This is a genomic window from Kordiimonas sp. (assembly GCF_048264555.1).
GTDB lineage: Bacteria > Pseudomonadota > Alphaproteobacteria > Sphingomonadales > Kordiimonadaceae > Kordiimonas.
The window spans coordinates 55,216-74,548 of sequence record NZ_JBLXCX010000010.1 but is presented as its reverse complement, the minus strand read 5'-3'; the positions used below and the strand labels follow the sequence as shown (position 1 = coordinate 74,548).

Sequence of the window (19,333 nt, the reverse complement as noted above, 5' to 3'; positions counted from 1 at the left end):
TCTGCCCAACCCCCAAGAACGCTTTACTCTACTTGATACTCTGTTTGGCTTGCGCCGCTTAACGGAACAGCGCCAGTACTGACTGCGGGCCTTGGTTGGCGATGGAAAGCGCCTGAAGGCCCAGTTGTTGTTTGGTCTGGAAGGCTTGCAAATTGGCGCTTTCTTTCGCCAAATCTGCGTCCACCAGGTTCCCGATCCCGACCTCAAGGCTATCCGAGAGCTTGCCTGCAAACTGCTGCTGGATACCAAGCCGGTTTGACGTTGAGCCGAGGTTCGAGAGCACATCGTTCACGCTACTGATAGCGGCCTCAATCGCGGTTACAGCGCCGCTGGCATCACCGCCATCAGGCCCGGCAGCCAGAACGTTGCCGCCCTGGATGGCGTATTCACCAGTTTCAGCAATCGTGCCGATATCGATAGGGTTCTGGATGGTCCAGCCTGTGTCGCCAGTGTTAAACCAGGCAAGCAAGTCACTGCTGACGGCCTCTGGTGCGACACCTGCGTCAATCAGGTCTGTGACCACGTCCTGACCGGGAGATATCCAGCCTTCAGCTTCAAATATCTCGTTAAAAATATCAGTAAAGGGCTCAGGGAAGTTGTTGCCCTGAAGGTAAGCCTTGAAGCTGAAGCCGGTAATGCTGGTGGCGATGGACGAATAAGTGTAGCTACCGCCCGCCGGGCCGATCGAGGTGTCTGCCACACCAAGCGAAGACGTGGTGAGCGTATTGCCGCTTGAGGTGATGGCGCCTGATGCGGTGCCGGTGCTGTCTGTGATGGCGGTCAGCGTGTCGCCGGTCAGCAGGTTGCGGCCATTGAAGCTCGCGTTCTCGCTGATGGAGGTGATCTGTTCCAGAAGCTGCAGATAGTCGTTGTTGAGCGACGTGCGGCTGGCGTCGTCAAGGCCATCATCTTTGGCGGCAACGGCCTTTTCTTTCATCTCGATCAGGAGGTCAGAGATGGCTTCCGCGCCAGCAATAGCTACATCAAGCTCAGACTGCGCGCGGGAAAGCGAATTGTTTACGGCCCGGAAGCCCGCAACATCACCCCGCATATTTTGTGCAATGGAATAAAGCGCCGCGTCATCACGCGCAGAAGCAACCTTAAGGCCGGTGTTGACGCGAGACTGTGTTGTCTCAAGCGACCGGCTGGTGCCATTCAGGTTCTGCAAGGCCGCAAAGGCCCCGGCGTTGGTGTTAACAGAAAACATCTTTCTGATGCTCCGGTAAGTATGTTCATTCTCGGCCTGACCTTCTGTTCAGGCAGCACATTCTGCGCCGAGGGGTGTATTTGCATGAAATGGGCCAGTTTTTACTTTTCGTTAAAATTTTAATGAAATGGCGGAAGCATGCGGCTTACACCAAAATGGTGTGTCGCTATTGGCCTTGGTAGGGTGCGGAATCTTTTGCCGGGTAGGGCAAAAAATGCCGAGCAGTTGGCCGCCAAGTGCTTGTGGCCCGGAATCTTTTGCCGCTGGTGGGCTGGTGCGTGTGGGGCCTATATGTGGGGCCTACTGAGGGCCATCGGTCGCCACGCATTTAAACTCATTGGGCGTGAGCATGCGCTCGGCACGGATATCATACATATAGATGGGGTATATGCCCGGCGCGGGCTCACCCCTTGAGTTGACCGCCTTACATTCCGGCTCAAAATAGGCGTAGTTGCCGGGCTCGGGTTTTGTATAGGCGTATGGTGTGCCGTCGATCATATCCACGCGGGTTCGGCGCTCATACATCTTGGCCGTGCGGGGGCTCACATATCCGCGGCGTACACCGCTTGTGCGGTCTTTCTCGTAGATGGTATTGCTGTTCTCATAAGATTTTGATGGCTTGTGGGCGGCACCATTATAAACCATCCGCTTCTCGGGGATGTTATAGATCACCGGCAGGCTTCCGGGCACAAGGGCGTAAACAATGCCGCCGCTTTCTTCAAAAATATCCAGCCGATAGTCATTTCGTAGGGTGCGCGGGGTTACAGCCTCCCCCTTGCCGTTCACCAGCCAATGAGTTTTCTCGAGCGTGCCAGCTTGATAGCCCGGAACCTCAGGCCCAAAAAAGTGGGCGTAGGCCCGCACATGGTAAAAATCAAACTGTTTGTCGTTCACCGGGCGGGAGGGGAAAATGGTCTCATGCCGGGGGGCAAGCACAACCCTGCCGGATGGGTCTTTGAGGCCATAATCAAAAGGATGGGACGTGCCCCGAAACACCGTAAGCCGCATGGCGTCGGTTTCATAATCTTCCGTCGGGTTTACGGGGCCGGTCGGTGCGTCTTTCGCGAGATTTTCAAGCTGCTGCCGGTAGCGATCAAGCGCTGCCTCCCGCTCCCGCAAGGTGCGGTCGATCTCGGCCACGCGGGTTAACTGGGCGCTTACAAGGGTCTGGTCGCGGTCGCGCCAGTCTGCTGCGAAACTATCGTCAGCCAATTCTGCGCGCAGGGTTTCTACCACCTTCTCAAGCCCTTCCAGCATCGCGGCGGTCGGGTAGGTGCCCACGCCCGCTGTGGCGGTGTTGATCCGCCGCGCGGCCTCAATGCCCTTGTTCACGCCTTTTTTCGCGAGCCGGGTTTGCAGGTCCTGTGCTTTGGTGCGTTTGTACGCGAAGGATTTCTGCCGCCACAGCATTTTCTCGGCGCGGCGCAGGGTGGCACCTGCGCTCAGCTCCACACCATGCACCATCACCTCATCGATATCGATGCCAGCGATGGCCACTTTCTTGGCGTCAGCGGACGAAAGCCAGTCCCCACCGATGGAGGCACACACGTCCTTCTCCTGCCGGTTGATGCGGGCGTTATAGCGGGTGTCTACCTTGTTGGGTGTGGCGCAGATAAACTTGTCCCACGCCGGGCTGCCGGCCACGTTAAACCCGTTTCTGCCATTTTGTGCCACAACGCCAGCATCACAAAACAGGCTCAGGTGCGCGCCGCCGCCGTTTTGCAGCCGCCGGGCGGATTTGTCCGGGTTGGGGAACTGCGCCATCAGCATCAGGTTCCACATCTCTTCCTCGCCGGGTTCAGAGAGGATGCGGGTGCCGTCATCCATCACCACCTGCAGCACGCCGGGGTTGGTCCAGCGTGCGGTGCAGTTGATCACAGGTTCACCGAGCAGATACCACACCTTGAACTTGCCGCTGATCTCAAGCCCCGAGTGCGGCTGGATGCGGGTATCATAGGTGTCCTGCATCTTGTGCCGGATGGAGAAATCCTGCGATACCCTTTTCGCCGCCTGGGCCTGTGCGGGCAGGGCAGCAAAAAACACACACACGAGAAAGGCCAGAGATGCGGTGATATGTTTCATGGCTTACTACTCTTCAGTTATGCCACTTCACGCTCGGGTTTGGTACGCACAGGTGCTCACTGGGGCGCAGCAGGCGGTTCGCTTCAAGGTCAAACATGAAGGCGGGCATCACGCCTTGTTCTTCGCCTTTTTCCGTTGTTGCGGTGCATTCGTTTTCAAACTTGTAGGGGTACAGGCCGTTCGTCAAACCATAGATGACAGACCTGCCTTCTATCATAGTGCGGGATATGTCCATGTTATAATCGCGGCTCCAGGTATTAGCCTCGCCTCTTTCGCCGCGGGTGCGAATTTTCTGTTTGTTGCGGTAAGCATCTCCAATCGGCGTTTGCCAGCTGTTGAACAGCACCCGCTTTTCCGCAAGCGAATAAACGCTGAGGTAAACGCGGCTTGAGTGCTCGTCCCCGGTTGCGAAAGAAACAAGGCCCAGCTCTTCATGAAAGCGCGGATACCCGCGATAGAGGTCCAGCCCCAGCTTTTTGCCGTGTTTGTCCACGATCCAGTATGCGCCGGAGAAATTGTCCATATCCCCGATGTAGAAATCATATTTGGTGCCGCTTTTGCCCTCAAGCGGCTTGTATCGCCCTTGCTTGGGTTCAAGCACCACGTGGCCCGATTTGTTTTTGAGGCCATGATTGCGGCTGTAGGGTTTGGTGAAGGTCGTGAGCGTATGCTCGGTCACGATATGTTCTTCAAGCGGGTTTAAGGGGCCTTTGGGTGCATCTTTCGCCATCTCCGTCAGGATGTTACGGTAGGTGACCAGTTCGGCTTCGCGCTCCCGCAAGGTGCGGTCGATCTTTGCCACGCGCTCAAGCTGGGCGGCCACAAGCTCCCGGTCCCGCGCGCGCCAGTCATCGTTGAAATCAGCCACATCATCACGCAGTTCTGTGCGCAGGGCATCCAGCATGCGGTCCATCTCAGTAAGGTGCGCTGTGGTGGGATAGCTGCCTGCACCAGATGTGGTGTTATAGATCCGCCGCGCGGCATCAATGCCCTTGTTCAGCCCCTTTTTGGCCAGCCGTGCCTGCAGGTCCTGCGCCTTGGCATATTTGCGGTCGAACGATTTTTTGCGCCACAACATCTTCTCGGCCCGGCGCAGGGTAGCCCCTGCGCTCAGTTCCACGCTCAGCACCATCACCTCGTCAATCTTGAGGCCGGCAATGGCAACCTTCTTGGCCGCCGCGCTTGATAACCAGTCCCCACCCACAGACGCACACTGGTCTTTCTGTTTGCGGTCGATATCGAACATATCGCGGGTGTTGACCTTCTTCGGCGTTGCACAGATGAACTTGTCCCAGTTCGGGCTGCCTGCCACGTTAAAGCCGTTCCGACCATTTTGTGCCACCACGCCCGCGTCACAAAATACGCTCAGATGCGCGCCGCCACCGTTGGTCAGGCGCCGGGCTTCCTTGCTGGGGTTGGGAAACTGGGCCATCAGCATCAGGTTCCACATCTCTTCTTCGCCGGGCTCGGAAAGAATGCGGGTGCCATCATCCAGTATCACCTGCAAAACACCGGGGTTTCCCCAGCGCGCGGTGCAGTTCACCACCGGTTCGCCCAGCAGGTACCACACCTTGAAACTGCCGCTGAGTTCGAGGCTTGAATAGGGTTGGATGCGGGTGTCGTTCACATTCTGCATCTTGTGATTGATGGCATAGTCTTTGGAAGCGCGCTTAGGCACCTGCGCCCCGGCTTCGTGCGCGTACAGTGCCAGAAGGGCGGCCAACACCAGCATTATCGACGTACGCATGTCACCAGTCCTCCATCAGGTCATCCATCTCGGATGGGGTGGTGTTTTTGGAGGCACCCTTGAAGTGGCCTTCCGCGAGTTCGTTGGCCTCAAACGGGTTGTCAAAACCGCCGATATCCAGCTGGCGCACATAGGGCATGATGGCAGAGAGGAAAAAGCTGACCCCCACAAGCGCGGCGATGGAACCGCCAACACCAAAACGGGTGGCAACGCGGATGCCGCGAAAGAATAAATAAAAAGTACTGAACACACATACGATGAACAGCAACATATAAAAATCTTCACCATCCGTTTGCCGGTCAAACCATTCTGTGGCTACACCAACCGCAACGGACGCCGCGAAATAGACAAGCGCCAGCAGGCGTGGTTTATGCTCAGTTTTTGCGGCGGGTTGGGCGGTTCGGCTTGCAGGCGACGCGGCAGCCGCGGGGGAGGCTTGCTGAGGCGCGGCCGCTTTCACCGCATCATAAAAGCTGGCGGTTGTGTCCTGTGTTGGGGTGCTTGGGGCATCGTCCCCCTCAATCACCGCATCCATCACTTCCGGTTCAGCAGGTGGTGTGCCCCATTCAAGGCCACGGCTGCAGGCCGGGCATTTGAACTTGATAAAACCGCGATCGGTCGGGAAACGAACTTTCTGCCCACATCCGGGGCATTCAGCCACGCTCATATTCTCCGTTGCCATAAATTCCCCCATCATAGGCCGGATATCTGAGAAAGCGCCTGAAACACTAGGCTTTAGGGAACGCTACCGGCATGCTTTAAAACCGGCAAGCGAAAATAGCCTGCGCAAACAATCGGGCGATTTCAGGGCGGGGGTGTATTACCCGCACCGGGCGAGGGATGGTTAGGCTGGTGGTGGCAGCAGCAGGCTGTCAGCAATGCTTTGCCGCAGCGTGCGGGAAGCGTCTGCGGGTGACCAGCCGCTGTCCTCCACCAAAAGCGCCCATGCCTGCACGGAGGCCGCCGCCCACAGATAGTCTGTCGCGCTCTCCACCTGCCAATGGGGCCTGAGCGCACCGGCATCGCTTATGTCGCTCACCAGAAGTTTCATCCAGCTTCTGAGGTCCGCCATGCGGTCAAGCCATGCGGCTTCGGCCTCTTTGTCTGTTGCACGCAGGCGAATGATATCGCGCGCGACCGGCAGGATTTCCGCCACAAAATCAAACCACACCTTCAAGGTGGCATCCAGCTTGGCGGCGGGGGTGGGGGTCGCACGTGCGGCCTCAAACGCCTCACGGATACCAAGGCGGTCGTCGGTGCGCTTGAGAAGCGCCATCAACAAGCCGCCCCGGTTGCCAAAATGCAGATAGACCGACTGACGGCTCACGCCTGCGATGGCGGCAATCTCGGCCATGCCCACTTGTGCGCCCTTCTCGGCAACCAGCTCCCATGCAGCATCGAGGATTTCCTCGCGCGTGGCTTTTTTATCCCGTTTACTTGACACGTGTAAAGTTAACTCCTATTTGACACGTGTAAAGCATATGGAGAGATGAGCATGACGGTCAACCATGAAAACGAGACACTGCTGGCAAGCCTGCTTGACGCTTATGGCAGCGGGCAGGACGGCAACAGCCCAACGGAGGCCCAGTGGCAAAGGCTTATTGAGCGTGACGCATCGGCACCACTGGTGCTGGTGAACTATTTTAAACTGCGGCCTGCGGCGGACTATGCGGGCACCTCGCATGCGGGGGCTGCACCTGTATCGGGGCAGGAGGCATTTGGCCGCTATTCCGCCGTTTCCATGCCTGCGCTCACGGCGGCGGGCGGGCGTTTCCTGCACATGGGGGCTTATGAAGGTGGTTTCCTGGGTGAGGATGAAGACTGGCATATGGTGGCAATTGGCCATTACCCCAACATGGAAGCCTTCTGGAAGCTCTACCGCAACCCCGAATATATCGCCGCTTTCTGTCACCGTGCGGCCGCGTGTGAGCGGCAGAAGGTGGTGGTGCTGGGGTAAGTTATCCCGGGCTGTAGGTCATCAGGATGGCGGGACCTTCACCGGTTTCAACCAGTTCGTCACCCTTAAAGCCCGCCCGCCCATAAGCCTTGCGGGCGCGGATATTATCCTCGTCCGGGTCGATCGCCACCATGGGCGCGCCCTCGCGCACAAGATGCTCAGCCAGCGCGTTGAGGAAGCGCCCGCCGTGCCCTGCGCCCAGCATGTCCGGCACGCCGATAAAGGTATCAACCGCGCGGGTGCCTTTAGGCAGATGCGCAAAATGCGGTGCCGCCCATGAGGCAACATCATAATGCTGGGCATAGGCGAAGGGCGTGGCCTTATAGCTCACCACCCATGTCACCATCAGGGGCTCATGCATGTCTTCAAGCAGCAGCTTTTCCTCATGGGCCGGATCACCCCACCAGCGTTTTACTTCCGGCGTGTGCAGCCAGGTGCGCAGCATGGGCATGTCAGCCGGTGTGAGCGGGCGGAAGCTATACTGCCCGCTTATGAATCCGTCATGACTATGCATAAGGGCTCCTTGATACAACACTACCCAGTACCTTAAGGAACCGCATCTCACTCGCAAGGCAGGAAAAGCGTGATTTAAACTAAAATCATAAGCAATTTTCACCACTTGTTAACAATCTCGGGCTGAAACTGAATTTATGGTTGAGTTTACCCTGCCGAGAGCGGACCATTTTGAGGTCTTTCATAATTATTGGCGAACCCTGGCACGAGATGCTGGCGGTGTGCCTGCGCGCACGGCCTTCAGCCCGGCGGCGTTAAAAGACCTGCTTCCGTTCATTTTCATCATTGAACGCCGCACGGCGGATGACCTTTACGTGCGGCTGGCGGGCTCAGCCATCGAGCAAGTGCTGGGCTTTGCCACCACCGGTAAAAACTATCTCGAGATCTGCAACCCGGCGGACGCCCCCTTCTTCAAGGCTGTGTTCACCGGCATGGCAGAGACGCCCTGCGGTGCCTTTTTCAAGCGGGATATCCATATGGCGGGGGGTGATCTCTATTCCCTCAACACCCGCTGTTTGCCGTTCACTGACAAGGAAGGCAGCGTGCGCTATATGATCGGCGTGGCCGGGGTGGGCGGCAACCTTGTGCTCACAACCTATGACCCACCGGTGTTGGATTTCTCCAACATCACGGCGCATCATTTTATCGATGTGGGTTTTGGCCTGCCAGCGGCTGACGTGCCCTTGCCGCCCGCGAAAACCACCCGGCAAGACCTCTAGCACCACGCCGCCTTATGCAGGCTGCTTTATAAGGAATATTCCAGCGCTGCGTCGCGCACTTCCCGGCTGGGCGGTGCGCCAAACAGGCGTTTATATTCCCGGCTGAACTGGAAAGGGCTCGCGTACCCCACGCGGAAAGCAGCGGTGGAGGCGTTCATGCCGTCTCGTATCATCATGCCGCGCGCCTGGTGCAGGCGGATGTTTTTCAAATACTGAAGGGGCGTCATGCTGGTGACCGCCTTGAAGTTGGCGTGGAAGGCCGTGGCGCTCATGCCCGCAATTGATGCCATGTCATCTATTGAGAATGGTTCGTTAAAGCGGGTGTGGATGGTGCGCAATACTTCTGCGAGCTGATGGAACTTGCCGCCCCGGCGGGCGGCTGCGCGCAGGCATGCGCCGCGCTCCCCCACCAGCACGCGGTAGATAATCTCGCGCAGGATCTGGTTCGCGAGCACCTTGCGGTCGGTTTCATGGTCCATGGCTTCAATCAGCCGCACGGCGGCGCTGGCGATATGGTCCGTAAGCGGTGCCGCATGGATCGCCTGCTCAATGCCTGAAGGACTTTCCGCAAAAATACCGTCTTCACACCGGGCGCTGTCTTCCTCAAGGTCAATCAGCAGGTCACCAAGGGTGACAGGGTCCACCGATATGCACATGGAAAGGAAGGGGTTCTCGGGGCTTGCTTCTTCAACGCGCGCAACAAGCGGCAGCGGCACCGAAAGCACCAGGTAATTATAGGCGTCATACTGATAGCGGTTTTCGCCCAGAAGCCCGCATTTGGAGCCCTGCGCCACGATGATGATGCTGGGCTGGTACACAACCGGCCTGCACTCCGTGGGTTCGTCCGCGCGGTAAAACTCTACCCGGTCAAGCGGTGAGGGGGTGCGCCCCGGCTCAAGCGCGTGGCTTTTGATCAGTTCCGTCAGGCGGCTTTTGGTTTCAAAGTCCGGGCGTGCAGTATCAAGCATGGTTTTGGGTCCGTCGTCTTTGTCGTGTGATGAGGCGTATAGGGGGGGCTTGCGGTCTTGAGCCGCATTAAACCGCTGGTACCCTATGGCTTATTGTGCGCCCGCGCGTATGGTTTCGTCCAGCGCAAACTGGCGCATGTGCAGGAATAGGCATGCAAACTGGATGATCATATATGGTGGGTGCGAGCCGCAGGTGGTGCCGGGCTTCCCCGTCCATGAGTGTCATGGCAGCCCCGACATCCCTGCTGAGCCTTTTGGCATGTGTGCCGGTGGCTCGTGGGTGGAACCTGTCTCAGCGGCGAGATAACCCTGTTTGGATTGCTTGCCCCAGGCCCCGTCTCTTGGTTGCTTCCGGTTGGCGTGGGGCACAAGGGGTGCCCGGCTGGCCGGTCGCCTCAGGTTTCCTCCGGGGCCGTAGCCCAAGAGTGGCAGGGTCCATGACCCTGAATTCATATCTGGATTTTGATCTGCCCCGATCTCAATCCGTTACATCGCTGCGGTAATGCTCCAGTAAAAAGCAGCACCGATGATGCCAAAGAATGCGAACGTCCCCAACAGGCACAGTGCACCGTGCCGGGGCTGCGCATTCGCGCAGTTTTTCCTCATAACATGCTCCCGTTTTGCCCCTTAGGGCGGACTATACATAAAACCACAGGCGGTTAAAAGCCCAATTTTGGACAATTCCCGCGAGAAAACCGCTAAAAACTGCCATTTAAGGCTGCGTGTGGTTGTGCTTCTTCTTCTACGCGTGATCTGCTAAGCTCCCTTCGCGCTAACCTGAAATGGGGTCGGGTGGAGAGCAGAGATGGACGCGGGGGGCCGTATGTTCCAAAAATTTATCGAGCTATGGCAGGCGTTGCCCAAAGAGGGGGGTAACGTTCCGGCAAAGGCTTGTTTCAGCCCCACGCTGGCGCCAAGGCTGGTGCCTAACCTGTTTGTGGCGGAACATAAAGCGCGCTTTGATCTTGAGGTGCGGCTTCTGGGCACCGAGATTGAGAGCCGCCCCAGTTTTCGCGTGTCTGGCGAAAATCTGTTCAGCCGGTTGCATGAAGACGACTGGGAATTTTTCGAGGCGTTTTTGGCGGCCTACCGCAAGCACCCCTGTGCGGCACGTGTGAAACGTCGCGTAACCAGTGGCGGCCGGGTTTATGACCTGCACACGCTTGGCGCCCCGCTTATGGATGCGGATGGGAACGCCAGCTTTATCATGGGCGTTGGCTACGCAGAAACCAATATGGCGGAAAGCGAAAAGGCGCAGAAAAAGCGTGAGGCCGGGCGGAGAGCATCGCCCAAGACAGCCACGGCGCCAGTGATATGTGAAGCGGTCTTTATTGACCTTGGCTATGGTGTGCCCACCCTGAAGCTCGACCGCTTCAACCGCCCGCACTAGGGTCTAACGTCCCCCATCTCGCTCAAAATCAGCAGGTGCCCCGCCGTAAGGCGTGACTTTCAGGCTTTTGGCCTCCTTGAGTGTTGCGCCGGTGAAGGTGAACTGTCGCGGCACTGAACGGTCATCGAGATACACGCGGCCATCAAGCGTGCGCAGCAGCATATAGGGGTGCCCGTTATAAGACAGCCACAGCGCATGTTCATCACCCCTGAAGGCATAAGGGCCAAAGCTGCCAATGAAGGGCAGGGCGCTTGTGTCCTCCGGCCCGCCCTCAAGCGCGCTGGCGGCAATGTTGAGGGCCCAATCTATCTCACCCACCATGTCTGCGTCTTCCACCGTCTCCCTCAGCGCGAGCAGCGCTTCGTGGTAGGCTGTGGTTTTGGCATATTCGGCTGGTACGTTGATGTCCGGGCTGATGCCTTCCCCCTCCCTGAACAGGGTGCCTGTGCGTGTGTTCGTGAAGCTGATGCGCGGGATGCGCAGGTAAAAATCATCGTTCAGCACCACCGGGTCCCAGCCGTTGCCGCCGCCATAGGTGTGTTCCCCCACCAGAATTGCGCGGTCAAACGCCTTGAGGTGATAGGTGACATGCTCACCAAGGCTGAAGGTCATGCCACTTGTGAGGATGTAAAGCGGTTTGTCCCAGTGCCGGGCGCCTTGTATATCCGCACGGGTTTTAAGCGGTGTGACGGTATCGTTCCAGCGCTCCGTGCTGGTGCCGAACTGCACCTCACCAGGCCCAATGAAATACCCGAGGAAGGTGGGCAGGATACGGCTGTTGCCGCCCACGTTATGCCTGAGGTCAAGAATGATGGCACCTGATGACGCCAGCATGTTCATCACGGTTGCGAGCATGGTTTCGCTTTCCGTCACATGGCCGTCAAACTCGTCAATGCGCAGGTATCCCACGCCGCCTTTCATCACCTCAACCGCGCGCAGGCCGTAGTTATCGAGCGCGGCTTCTTTTGCGCGCCGGGCTTTATGTTCGGTGTTGCGTTCCCTGGCGTCGGGGCTGCTCGCCGCCTGCGCTCGTGCGCGGTAGCGGGCGACGGCTTCGGGGTCATAAACCACACCGATGTGATTATCGCCTGAAAGCGCCCGCAGGTCTGCGGTCATGCTGCGCGCAAGGGTTTCCGGCTCAGCGGTGCCCTCATAAGCGCCAGCATTTGCTTTGGCTAAAAAGCCGTCTGCGGTTTTGGCTGCAACATCGGCATCCACAAATTGCGCACGCACCGTATCGGCGATGCGCTGTGTGAGCTGCTCGTCGCTTGCACTTACCGGCAGGACGGATGCAAGTATGAGCATGAGCGCGAGACGTGTGAGGAGGAGGAGCCGCTTCATGCTGCGTCCTCCTCAGCCTTTGTGTTGTCTGGTGCGGGGAAGCGATCAATCAGCGGGGAAGTCTCAAGCGACACCACAGCTCGCCGGAGATGGGTGATCAGGTCGGTGCCTACCTCGTCAGAGAGGGCAGAGAACACTGCGGCGGCTTCCTTGCAGTAAGCCTCAAGGCGGTCGCCTTGCGCTTTACCGGCGTCTGTCAGGCGAAACACCGTCCGGCGGCCGTCGTTCGGGTCCGGCTCTTTACTGAGCAGGCCGAGCTTGTCCATGATTTTGATACGCTGCGCCACAAGCTGGTGCGGGTGGTCAAGCGCGCGGGCAATCTCAAGCAGGGACGCGGTTCCGGCCCTCAGGATATAAAGCAGTGTTGACGAAACCTGTACCGGGAAGGCCATGCCTTTTGCGCTGTAAACTTCCTCCGCCTGTTTGGCCACAAGTACGGCAAAATCCAGCGCCATTTTTGCCGTAAAGGCCGGGTCTTTGCCCAGCGCTTCCTTAAATTCCCTGTCGTTCATCTCGCGCCCTTTTGTATTTATATAATATATTGCGCAATATGTTGCATAAATACCGTTTCGTCAAGGAAAGCACGAGTGGCCCCTCGTAAGATGGTGGGAAACAAGGAGAATTTTTGCGCAACAAGAAGTACCGGAATAAGTGTTGATATGGCCTGATCCCGGCTGGCTCTGCTTCACTCCGTTCCGTAAGGTCAGCTATTGCATGAGCTTAGCGAAACATCTCAAAAATTAATAAAAAAAGACTTGCTTCGCGCCTGCCCATATTGCACCATGCGTTTAGCCATAGTGACCGAATAGGCCCGTCTCTAGGATTAACATCCAGAGGCGGGCTTTTCTTTTTTGTTTGGCGTCGTTTGGGGTGCAGCCTTGGGGTGAAACGGCGCGATTTTGACAAGAAAAGCTTGTGTTTTATCCGCCCCACCACTCTCTCATGTGCCTATATACCTGAAAATTCTGATGAAATTTGCAATCGGTGCGATGTTCGCCTTGCCCAATAACACTATCCACTATCGGGCGTAGGCATTTGGCCCCTGCCGTGGTAAAGCATGGGAGAAGATGCAAAGCCAATTGGGCCGCACAAGATGGCGACCCGCTTTGCATATAAAAAAGACCATGAGCCTGAATAGCATGCTGCACCGCGCCCGCCTCCTCCTCACCCTGTTTCTGTTACCGCTTTATGCCTTCGCCGGTGCTGCCGCGCTGGAGGGGGACGAGGAAGCCGAGCGCCCGGTCATTCGCTGGTACTATCAGAACTTCCCGCCCATCCATATCATCACCGGGCAGGACGCGGGCCAGGGCTTTGCCGACAAGGCGCTTTCCTACCTGCATGCGCAGCTGCCGGGCTATGACCATATGAAGGTGCTGACCGCGCCCACCCGTATCCACAACGAGGTGCGCACCCGCGAGAACGCCTGCCACCTTGGGCTTTTCAAAACGCCGGAGCGGGCGGAATATGCCATCTTCTCCGAACCGCTGATCGAGGTGCTGCCCAACCGTATCATTGCGCTCAACAGCCAGCGCGCTGAGTTCACCCCCTTCCTGACAGAGGCGGGTGAGGTTGACCTGCCGCGCCTTCTCGATGAAGGGCATTTCCTCTATGGGGTGGACAGTGGGCGCTATTACAGCAGCAATATCAACAAGTTGCTGGCCGGTAAAACCCGCGCAGACGGCAAGGTTGAACTGGTGGACCCCCGCCTTGGCGCGCTGATCTCCCGCGGGCGGGTGAGCTATAGCTTCGCTTTCGCTTTTGAAGCCGCCTACCGTTTCCGCCAACTGGGGGAGGGGGACAGCTACTTCACCCTGCCAATCGCGGGTGAGCCGGAGTTCCTCCAGAACTATGTGGGCTGCAACAAATCAGCCTTTGGTGAGGGTGTGGTTGAAAGTGTGAACAAAATTGCGGCGGACGTGCGGCTTGCCCACCGGCGCTTTTACCGGGAATGGCTGGACGAGGGTGCCCGCGCAGATTTTGACACCATCATGGCCCGCCATGATGCCCGCCCCAATGCCCCCAGCAGTGAGGCGGAAACCCGGCGCGGCGGAAACTAGGGTTTTGGGCGTTCTTGAAAATAAATTACGAAAAACGTAAAAATAACTTGCACCCTATTTAGCTTTTTGGCATAGTAATCACAGTTCGCTGGTGATGTGCGCCCACAACGTGGCGCCCCGCTAGATGGCCCACCACCAGCGCCTCTGAAACAACTTTCAATTCCCCGATGTTTCCCCAACTGGCACGCCCACCGGTGTGCAGGAGCCTTCATGACAGCCAAAGAGAAATCGGCGCCTCATGCGGGCGACGCTGAGCTCCGGTCCCGTGAGCGGGATGAGCGCAAAAACAAGTTCCTTGAACAGCTTTTCAGGGGCCAAAGCGTGGCGGCGGCGTGCCGTGCCATCGGTGCAGACCGCCGAACGCCCTACCGCTGGCGGGAGTTTGACCTGCGCTTCGCAGCCCTTTGGGACGCCGCCACAAGCGAAGGCGATCCCATTGAGCGCGAGGCCGTGCGCCGCGCCATCATGGGCACCAGAAAACCCATCTTCCGGGGTGGGGAGAAGGTGGCGGAGGTGGTTGAGCATTCAGACACGCTTTTGATGTTTCTTCTGAAAGCGCGCGACCCGGCGCGCTACGGCACCGCCACGCAAAAGGCGAAAAAAGACGACAGCCCTGACGATAATTTGAAAGGCGCGCGCGATGCATTACTCAGCAAATTTGCTGCGCTCGATCAGCACGACTGAGCGTAAAGGTTTCATTGAAAGCCTGAGCGAGCTTGAAGCCGCAAAGCTTCTTTATGACTGGCGCTTTTGGGCGCGGGAAAACCAGCTTGAACCAACCACCAGCTGGCGGCACTGGCTTATCCTTGCCGGGCGCGGGTTTGGCAAAACCCGCACAGGTGCCGAGTGGGTGCGTCTGCACGCGGAAGCTGGCACCATGCGCCGCATTGCGCTCATCGCCCCCACAATTCATGATGCCCGTGCGGTGATGGTGGAAGGGGAAAGCGGGCTTCTCGCTATCGCACCCCCATGGGCGCGGCCCACGTTTGAACCATCCAAGAAAAAGCTAACCTGGCCAAACGGCGCGCAAGCGTTTCTCTATAGCGCGGAGGAACCCGAACGCCTTCGTGGGCCCCAGCATGACGGCGCCTGGTGTGACGAGCTATGCGCCTGGCGGCACGCCATGCCCACATGGGATATGCTGCAATTTGGCCTGCGCCTTGGCATAAACCCGCGCACGGTGGTGACAACCACGCCAAAACCGCATGCGCTCCTTAAAAGCCTGATGGCGCTTGAGGGCGCGCATATCACCCGCGGCTCAACGTATGACAACCTAGATAACCTCGCGCCAACGTTCGCATCTGAGGTGATCCGCCGGTATGACGGCACCCGCCTTGGCCGGCAGGAGCTGATGGCGGAGATACTCGAGGATGTGCCCGGGGCCTTGTGGTCCCGCAAGGTGCTGGATGATGGCCGCAGGGTGGAAGCCCCGGCCATGGCGCGCATTGTTGTGGGGGTTGACCCACCGGTGAGTGTGGGTGAAAACGCGGATGAATGCGGCATCATCGCCGCTGGCCTCGCGGCACCGGATAGTGCGCAAAAAGGCCACGGCTTTGTGCTTGAGGATGCGTCCATGCAGGGGCTTAGCCCGCTTGAATGGGCGCAGCGTGCGGTGAAACTTTACCACCGGCTTGAGGCCGACGAAATCATTGTTGAGGTTAACCAGGGCGGTGCGCTTGTCACCAACCTGATCGCGCAGGTGGATAGCACTGTGCCTATCCGCGGTGTGCATGCAAGCCGGGGTAAACGCACCCGCGCGGAACCCATCGCGGCCCTATATGAGCGTGGCCTTGTGCACCATGTGGGCAGCTTTCCCACCCTTGAAGACCAGCTTGCAAGTTATACCGGTGAGGGCGGCAAAAGCCCTGACAGGATGGACGCGCTTGTGTGGGCGCTTACGCACCTGATGCTGGGCACACGCTCCCAACCACGAATAAGGACACTATAGGCAATGGCTTCATTTTCCGGCTTTTGGGATAAATTGTTACGAAACCGAAACGAGCAAGTAGGCCATGAGGTGAAAGCCACCACACGGCCCGTGTTTGCCCGTGTTGGGCCGGGGCAGGCGGTGGCCACCCCGCGCCGGTATGATAGCCTGTCTGAGGAAGGCTACCGGCAGAATGTGATTGCCTACCGCGCCGTTGGCCTTGTGGCGCGCGCGTGCGCCAGTGTGCCCTTCGCCCTTTACAGGGGTGACATGCGCATTGACGAGCATGATGTGCTCTCCCTTCTCGCGCGGCCCAACCCACGGGTGCGGGGGGAAAACTTCCTCTATAATTTTGTGGGCTATCACTTGATCGCAGGCAATGCTTATGCGCTGGCGGTGGGGCCTGATGGCCGTGCGCCGAAAGAGCTTTGGCTCATGCGGCCAGACACGGTGCAGGTGGTTGAAGGGGCGGACGGTTTGCCCGCAGGGTTTGAGCAGAATGTTGCCGGGCGCAAGCAGCGCTACGGTGCGGGTTCAGTGCTGCACTGGAAAACTTTCAACCCGCTTTCAGACTGGTACGGCATGGCACCGCTTGAGGCCGCGGCCATGAGCGTGGACGCTTTTAATGAAGGCAGCCGCTGGAATTTGGCGCTCATACAGAACGGGGGTTCTCCCTCCGGTGTGCTCTATCAGGAGGCTGGCGAAGCCCCGCTTTCGGAAGAGCAGTTTAATGCCCTTAAAGGCGAGGTTGAGCGGCGCTATACGGGCGGCAAAAATGCGGGCCGCCCGCTGCTGCTTGAAGGGGGGCTCAAGTGGGAAGCCATGGGCATGAGCCCAAGGGATATGGATTGGGCTTCGGCCAAAAACATGTCTGCCCGCGAGATTGCCACGGCCTTTGGTGTGCCGCCGCAAATGCTCGGCCTGCCGGACGCCGCCACCTATTCAAACTACACCGAAGCGCGGCAAAGCCTGTGGGAAGACACGGTTGTGCCCATGTGCCTTGAGATCGCGTCTGAACTGACCAACTGGCTTGTGCCCATGTTTGGGGATGCGAGCCTTACACTGAAGCCAGATTTTGAAGACGTGCCCGCGCTTGAGGCCAAACGCACCGCGCGCTTTGACCGCATCGCAAACGCGGCTTTCCTCTCGGATGCCGAGAAACGCAAAATGCTGGGCATAAAGGGTGTAGTAGTGGACAGCCCTGATAATTGACAGGTGGCTGAATTTAATTGATGATCCCCCTTCGTGTAGGTAGGGGATTAAGCAGTGTTAGACGGTAAGCAAAAGCAGAAAATAGTTGATTTCCTGAACGAGAAAGCACCGCGCGTTGGCTCATGCCCTGAGTGTGGCAGTCAAAAAATGACTCTTGGGGACCACGTAGTTCAACCTATGAATGCTAGCGCCGGTGGAGTGTCCATTGGAGGACCGTCATATCCCCAGATCATGATCGTATGCGAAAATTGTGGTCACACTAAGTACTTCAATGCGGTTGTGATTGGAATACTTGATGAAGGGGGCAAGGATGGCTGAAGAATCTGACACTAGGGATCTAGTGGCTGAGGCAGCGACTGCTCCCTCCGGTGCCGCTAGGTTGCACCTGAATTCTTCTGAAAATGCTCAGGATGGGTCGACTTTCAAGCCGCTTTACGTGGAAAGGAACCCTACGGTGTATGGCATTATGGAATCAGAGATGGAGCATTTAACAGCGTGGAATGTAATAAGTAGTGCCTGTTTTTCGATCGGCTCATTCTTCCTGTCTTTATTAATTTCCCTGAATATTGAATTCGTAGATAGCGATCCACTGACTACGGGAAATATGGCTCTACTTTTATACGGTAAGGTCGCCGCGGGTGTTTTCTGGCTCGTCACTTGGGTATTGGGGATCGCCTTCTGGAAGAAGCGAGGCGGTGAAATCGACCGTATTAAGCGAGAATGTGATTTATCGAAGACCTGACCATTATACATCATCAGCAGTTGAGCTATGCCTTCAGTCTCCGCCGGGGCGGAGCCGGAAGGCGAGATATAGGCAGGCGGGCACCAAGGCCCATACGCCGATGCTCAGCACATCATAGCGGCTGAAGCCGCTGTCCATCGTTAGCCCGCGCTCCGCCATAATGGCACCACCTGCGGACAACACGCCAAGCGCAAGCGACGCCAGAAATGCCGCGAGCACAAGGCACAGGATCACCAGAATAAACCGGAAGATATCGCGCCGCCTGGTGCGCTCAGTCGCTTCACGGGCTGTGGGGTCTGCTTCCATCATACTGGTGTCAGGCTTTTGCATGCGGCTGTCCTTTAAGCCCAGGTTGTTACCTCTGGTCGCGTAGCAGGCGGTGTGGCTGATGTCCAGCCCGCGCGTGCTGCGGCCATCCTTCATAATCAAAACACGGAATATTCCATGAACCACCATGCATCTGATGCGCGGGGCATTGCGCTGCTGCCGCTTGAAGTGAAAACCGGCCCAAAAATCGGGGACGAAACCGCCGCGGGCGAGGCAGGCACCTTTGAAGGCTACGGCGCCATTTTTGGCAATGTGGACCGCGACGGTGACGTGGTTGAGCCCGGCGCGTTTGCGGAAAGCCTGAAAGCGCGCATGCCGGTTTTGTTGTGGCAGCACGATACCAAAGCGCCCATTGGCCGGTTTGAGGAGGTGCGTGAGGACGAGAAGGGCCTTTATGTGAAAGGCCGCCTGAGCATGCAGGGCCGCGGCGCAGAAGCCTATGAGCTGTTGCGCATGGGCGCGCTTGATGGCCTTTCGATCGGGTTTATCACCCGCGAAGCCACGCGCGACGCCGCAACCGGCACCCGCAGAATTTCAAAAGCCGATCTGATGGAGGTATCCCTCGTGACATTCCCCGCCAACGACCTTGCCCGCACCCATAGTGTGAAATCTGCCGTTGGTGGCGCATCAGGGCCCAGCCTGCCGGATGACCCGCGCGCGTTTGAACGTTTCCTGCGGGACTATGGTTTCTCCCGCACCCGGGCACGCACCATCACCGCCAAGGGCTTTGGTGCGGATGGTTTCAACCATGCAGACAGCCATGAGATCACCGCACTGGTGCAGGAGCTCAAGCGCCGCAAACTGGCGCTTGAGGGGAAGGGGAGGCCTCCGGTCGGGAGCTATCAGTTGTTGGCGGTAGTTAGCCGCTGGAGCCCTTGGCAAACGTTAGGGCTTCAAGGTGCCACTCAAGATGACTATGAACTGGTTGCATCGTGCAGTTTGATCTCAAACGTAGAAACCTCGTTTCAAATAGAGCTTGAGTATACGGGGAAAAATGGCAAAACCTACGCCAAAGGGGTAGGCCCCGGAACAGTAAAAGCGGTCATTCCGGGCAATGGCTGGCAAGAGCCCCGGATTAGGGTTGGCGCAAATGGCAGCAATGGCGTGATGGTGCGGTGCATCGTAACCACGCGATCGGTTTAAG

General features: G+C 57.9%; 19 protein-coding genes. 9 read left to right on the top strand and 10 right to left on the bottom strand.

Features of this window, described 5'->3' with window-relative positions; translation table 11 throughout:
* Positions 1-58: 58 nt before the first annotated feature.
* The 5 genes from ACN0XZ_RS18330 to ACN0XZ_RS18310 all read right to left on the bottom strand — a co-directional run bounded on the left by ACN0XZ_RS18330 (position 59) and on the right by ACN0XZ_RS18310 (position 6,480).
* A complete protein-coding gene (locus ACN0XZ_RS18330) occupies positions 59-1,207 on the bottom strand; it encodes a flagellin (protein WP_417459267.1) in 1,149 nt (382 codons plus the stop codon).
* A gap of 300 nt (positions 1,208-1,507) precedes the next feature.
* Positions 1,508-3,289 carry a hypothetical protein gene (locus ACN0XZ_RS18325; RefSeq protein WP_417459266.1) on the bottom strand — a complete coding sequence of 594 codons (1,782 nt, stop codon included), beginning with the start codon at positions 3,287-3,289 and terminating at the stop codon, positions 1,508-1,510.
* Positions 3,290-3,302: 13 nt separating this feature from the next.
* On the bottom strand, positions 3,303-5,036 hold the full coding sequence (locus ACN0XZ_RS18320; protein ID WP_417459265.1) for a hypothetical protein: 1,734 nt from the start codon (positions 5,034-5,036) through the stop codon (positions 3,303-3,305).
* Between the two features lies 1 nt (position 5,037).
* Positions 5,038-5,718: a hypothetical protein gene (locus tag ACN0XZ_RS18315; RefSeq protein WP_417459264.1), complete on the bottom strand. Its 681-nt coding sequence runs from the start codon at positions 5,716-5,718 to the stop codon at positions 5,038-5,040.
* 162 nt (positions 5,719-5,880) lie between these two features.
* The gene (locus tag ACN0XZ_RS18310) at positions 5,881-6,480 is read right to left on the bottom strand and encodes a TetR/AcrR family transcriptional regulator (RefSeq protein ID WP_417459263.1); all 600 of its coding nucleotides are present in this window, start codon (positions 6,478-6,480) and stop codon (positions 5,881-5,883) included.
* A gap of 51 nt (positions 6,481-6,531) precedes the next feature.
* Between ACN0XZ_RS18310 and ACN0XZ_RS18305 the strand changes: the two genes are divergently transcribed.
* Positions 6,532-6,993, top strand: a complete 462-nt coding sequence (locus tag ACN0XZ_RS18305; protein ID WP_417459262.1) for a DUF1330 domain-containing protein — start codon at positions 6,532-6,534, stop codon at positions 6,991-6,993.
* 1 nt (position 6,994) lies between these two features.
* Here ACN0XZ_RS18305 and ACN0XZ_RS18300 read toward each other — a convergent pair whose 3' ends face one another.
* Positions 6,995-7,507, bottom strand: coding sequence for a GNAT family N-acetyltransferase (locus ACN0XZ_RS18300; protein WP_417459261.1), 513 nt, complete (start codon positions 7,505-7,507; stop codon positions 6,995-6,997).
* Positions 7,508-7,643: 136 nt separating this feature from the next.
* On the opposite strand from ACN0XZ_RS18300, the gene ACN0XZ_RS18295 reads away from it, so the two are divergent.
* Positions 7,644-8,225: a PAS domain-containing protein gene (locus tag ACN0XZ_RS18295; protein ID WP_417459260.1), complete on the top strand. Its 582-nt coding sequence runs from the start codon at positions 7,644-7,646 to the stop codon at positions 8,223-8,225.
* A 26-nt stretch (positions 8,226-8,251) separates the two neighbouring features.
* On the opposite strand, the gene ACN0XZ_RS18290 is transcribed toward ACN0XZ_RS18295, so the two are convergent.
* Complete coding sequence (locus ACN0XZ_RS18290) at positions 8,252-9,193, bottom strand: AraC family transcriptional regulator (protein WP_417459259.1); 942 nt, start codon at positions 9,191-9,193, stop codon at positions 8,252-8,254.
* A gap of 823 nt (positions 9,194-10,016) precedes the next feature.
* Here ACN0XZ_RS18290 and ACN0XZ_RS18285 point away from each other — a divergent pair.
* Positions 10,017-10,583 carry a PAS domain-containing protein gene (locus ACN0XZ_RS18285; RefSeq protein ID WP_417459258.1) on the top strand — a complete coding sequence of 189 codons (567 nt, stop codon included), beginning with the start codon at positions 10,017-10,019 and terminating at the stop codon, positions 10,581-10,583.
* A 3-nt stretch (positions 10,584-10,586) separates the two neighbouring features.
* Here the strand turns inward: ACN0XZ_RS18285 and ACN0XZ_RS18280 are convergent, their stop codons facing one another.
* Both ACN0XZ_RS18280 and ACN0XZ_RS18275 read right to left on the bottom strand, forming a co-directional pair.
* Positions 10,587-11,924, bottom strand: a complete 1,338-nt coding sequence (locus tag ACN0XZ_RS18280; protein ID WP_417459257.1) for a S41 family peptidase — start codon at positions 11,922-11,924, stop codon at positions 10,587-10,589.
* Complete coding sequence (locus tag ACN0XZ_RS18275) at positions 11,921-12,436, bottom strand: MarR family winged helix-turn-helix transcriptional regulator (RefSeq protein ID WP_417459256.1); 516 nt, start codon at positions 12,434-12,436, stop codon at positions 11,921-11,923. The genes ACN0XZ_RS18280 and ACN0XZ_RS18275 overlap by 4 nt, the downstream gene beginning before the upstream one ends.
* Positions 12,437-13,048: 612 nt before the next feature.
* Between ACN0XZ_RS18275 and ACN0XZ_RS18270 the strand changes: the two genes are divergently transcribed.
* The 5 genes from ACN0XZ_RS18270 to ACN0XZ_RS18250 all read left to right on the top strand — a co-directional run bounded on the left by ACN0XZ_RS18270 (position 13,049) and on the right by ACN0XZ_RS18250 (position 17,862).
* Complete coding sequence (locus tag ACN0XZ_RS18270; protein ID WP_417459255.1) at positions 13,049-13,981, top strand: TIGR02285 family protein; 933 nt, start codon at positions 13,049-13,051, stop codon at positions 13,979-13,981.
* Positions 13,982-14,191: 210 nt separating this feature from the next.
* Positions 14,192-14,665: a terminase gene (locus ACN0XZ_RS18265; protein ID WP_417459254.1), complete on the top strand. Its 474-nt coding sequence runs from the start codon at positions 14,192-14,194 to the stop codon at positions 14,663-14,665.
* On the top strand, positions 14,622-15,929 hold the full coding sequence (locus tag ACN0XZ_RS18260; RefSeq protein ID WP_417459253.1) for a DNA-packaging protein: 1,308 nt from the start codon (positions 14,622-14,624) through the stop codon (positions 15,927-15,929). The genes ACN0XZ_RS18265 and ACN0XZ_RS18260 overlap by 44 nt, the downstream gene beginning before the upstream one ends.
* 3 nt (positions 15,930-15,932) lie before the next feature.
* Complete coding sequence (locus ACN0XZ_RS18255) at positions 15,933-17,120, top strand: phage portal protein (RefSeq protein WP_417459252.1); 1,188 nt, start codon at positions 15,933-15,935, stop codon at positions 17,118-17,120.
* A gap of 310 nt (positions 17,121-17,430) precedes the next feature.
* Positions 17,431-17,862 carry a hypothetical protein gene (locus ACN0XZ_RS18250; protein ID WP_417459251.1) on the top strand — a complete coding sequence of 144 codons (432 nt, stop codon included), beginning with the start codon at positions 17,431-17,433 and terminating at the stop codon, positions 17,860-17,862.
* A 33-nt stretch (positions 17,863-17,895) separates the two neighbouring features.
* Here the strand turns inward: ACN0XZ_RS18250 and ACN0XZ_RS18245 are convergent, their stop codons facing one another.
* A complete protein-coding gene (locus tag ACN0XZ_RS18245) occupies positions 17,896-18,192 on the bottom strand; it encodes a hypothetical protein (RefSeq protein ID WP_417459250.1) in 297 nt (98 codons plus the stop codon).
* A 51-nt stretch (positions 18,193-18,243) separates the two neighbouring features.
* Between ACN0XZ_RS18245 and ACN0XZ_RS18240 the strand changes: the two genes are divergently transcribed.
* Entirely contained in the window at positions 18,244-19,332 is a 1,089-nt protein-coding gene (locus tag ACN0XZ_RS18240; RefSeq protein ID WP_417459249.1) for an HK97 family phage prohead protease, read from the top strand.
* The last annotated feature ends 1 nt before the right edge of the window (position 19,333 follow it).

Excerpts from the sequence above, each read along its gene's own strand:
- ACN0XZ_RS18330 (WP_417459267.1), bottom strand. The coding sequence starts at position 1,207 with ATGTTTTCTGTTAACACCAACGCCGGGGCCTTTGCGGCCTTGCAGAAC.
- ACN0XZ_RS18325 (WP_417459266.1), bottom strand. The coding sequence starts at position 3,289 with ATGAAACATATCACCGCATCTCTGGCCTTTCTCGTGTGTGTGTTTTTT.
- ACN0XZ_RS18320 (WP_417459265.1), bottom strand. The coding sequence starts at position 5,036 with ATGCGTACGTCGATAATGCTGGTGTTGGCCGCCCTTCTGGCACTGTAC.
- ACN0XZ_RS18315 (WP_417459264.1), bottom strand. The coding sequence starts at position 5,718 with ATGGCAACGGAGAATATGAGCGTGGCTGAATGCCCCGGATGTGGGCAG.
- ACN0XZ_RS18305 (WP_417459262.1), top strand. The coding sequence starts at position 6,532 with ATGACGGTCAACCATGAAAACGAGACACTGCTGGCAAGCCTGCTTGAC.
- ACN0XZ_RS18300 (WP_417459261.1), bottom strand. The coding sequence starts at position 7,507 with ATGCATAGTCATGACGGATTCATAAGCGGGCAGTATAGCTTCCGCCCG.
- ACN0XZ_RS18295 (WP_417459260.1), top strand. The coding sequence starts at position 7,644 with ATGGTTGAGTTTACCCTGCCGAGAGCGGACCATTTTGAGGTCTTTCAT.
- ACN0XZ_RS18290 (WP_417459259.1), bottom strand. The coding sequence starts at position 9,193 with ATGCTTGATACTGCACGCCCGGACTTTGAAACCAAAAGCCGCCTGACG.
- ACN0XZ_RS18285 (WP_417459258.1), top strand. The coding sequence starts at position 10,017 with ATGTTCCAAAAATTTATCGAGCTATGGCAGGCGTTGCCCAAAGAGGGG.
- ACN0XZ_RS18280 (WP_417459257.1), bottom strand. The coding sequence starts at position 11,924 with ATGAAGCGGCTCCTCCTCCTCACACGTCTCGCGCTCATGCTCATACTT.
- ACN0XZ_RS18275 (WP_417459256.1), bottom strand. The coding sequence starts at position 12,436 with ATGAACGACAGGGAATTTAAGGAAGCGCTGGGCAAAGACCCGGCCTTT.
- ACN0XZ_RS18270 (WP_417459255.1), top strand. The coding sequence starts at position 13,049 with ATGAGCCTGAATAGCATGCTGCACCGCGCCCGCCTCCTCCTCACCCTG.
- ACN0XZ_RS18265 (WP_417459254.1), top strand. The coding sequence starts at position 14,192 with ATGACAGCCAAAGAGAAATCGGCGCCTCATGCGGGCGACGCTGAGCTC.
- ACN0XZ_RS18260 (WP_417459253.1), top strand. The coding sequence starts at position 14,622 with ATGCATTACTCAGCAAATTTGCTGCGCTCGATCAGCACGACTGAGCGT.
- ACN0XZ_RS18255 (WP_417459252.1), top strand. The coding sequence starts at position 15,933 with ATGGCTTCATTTTCCGGCTTTTGGGATAAATTGTTACGAAACCGAAAC.
- ACN0XZ_RS18250 (WP_417459251.1), top strand. The coding sequence starts at position 17,431 with ATGGCTGAAGAATCTGACACTAGGGATCTAGTGGCTGAGGCAGCGACT.
- ACN0XZ_RS18245 (WP_417459250.1), bottom strand. The coding sequence starts at position 18,192 with ATGCAAAAGCCTGACACCAGTATGATGGAAGCAGACCCCACAGCCCGT.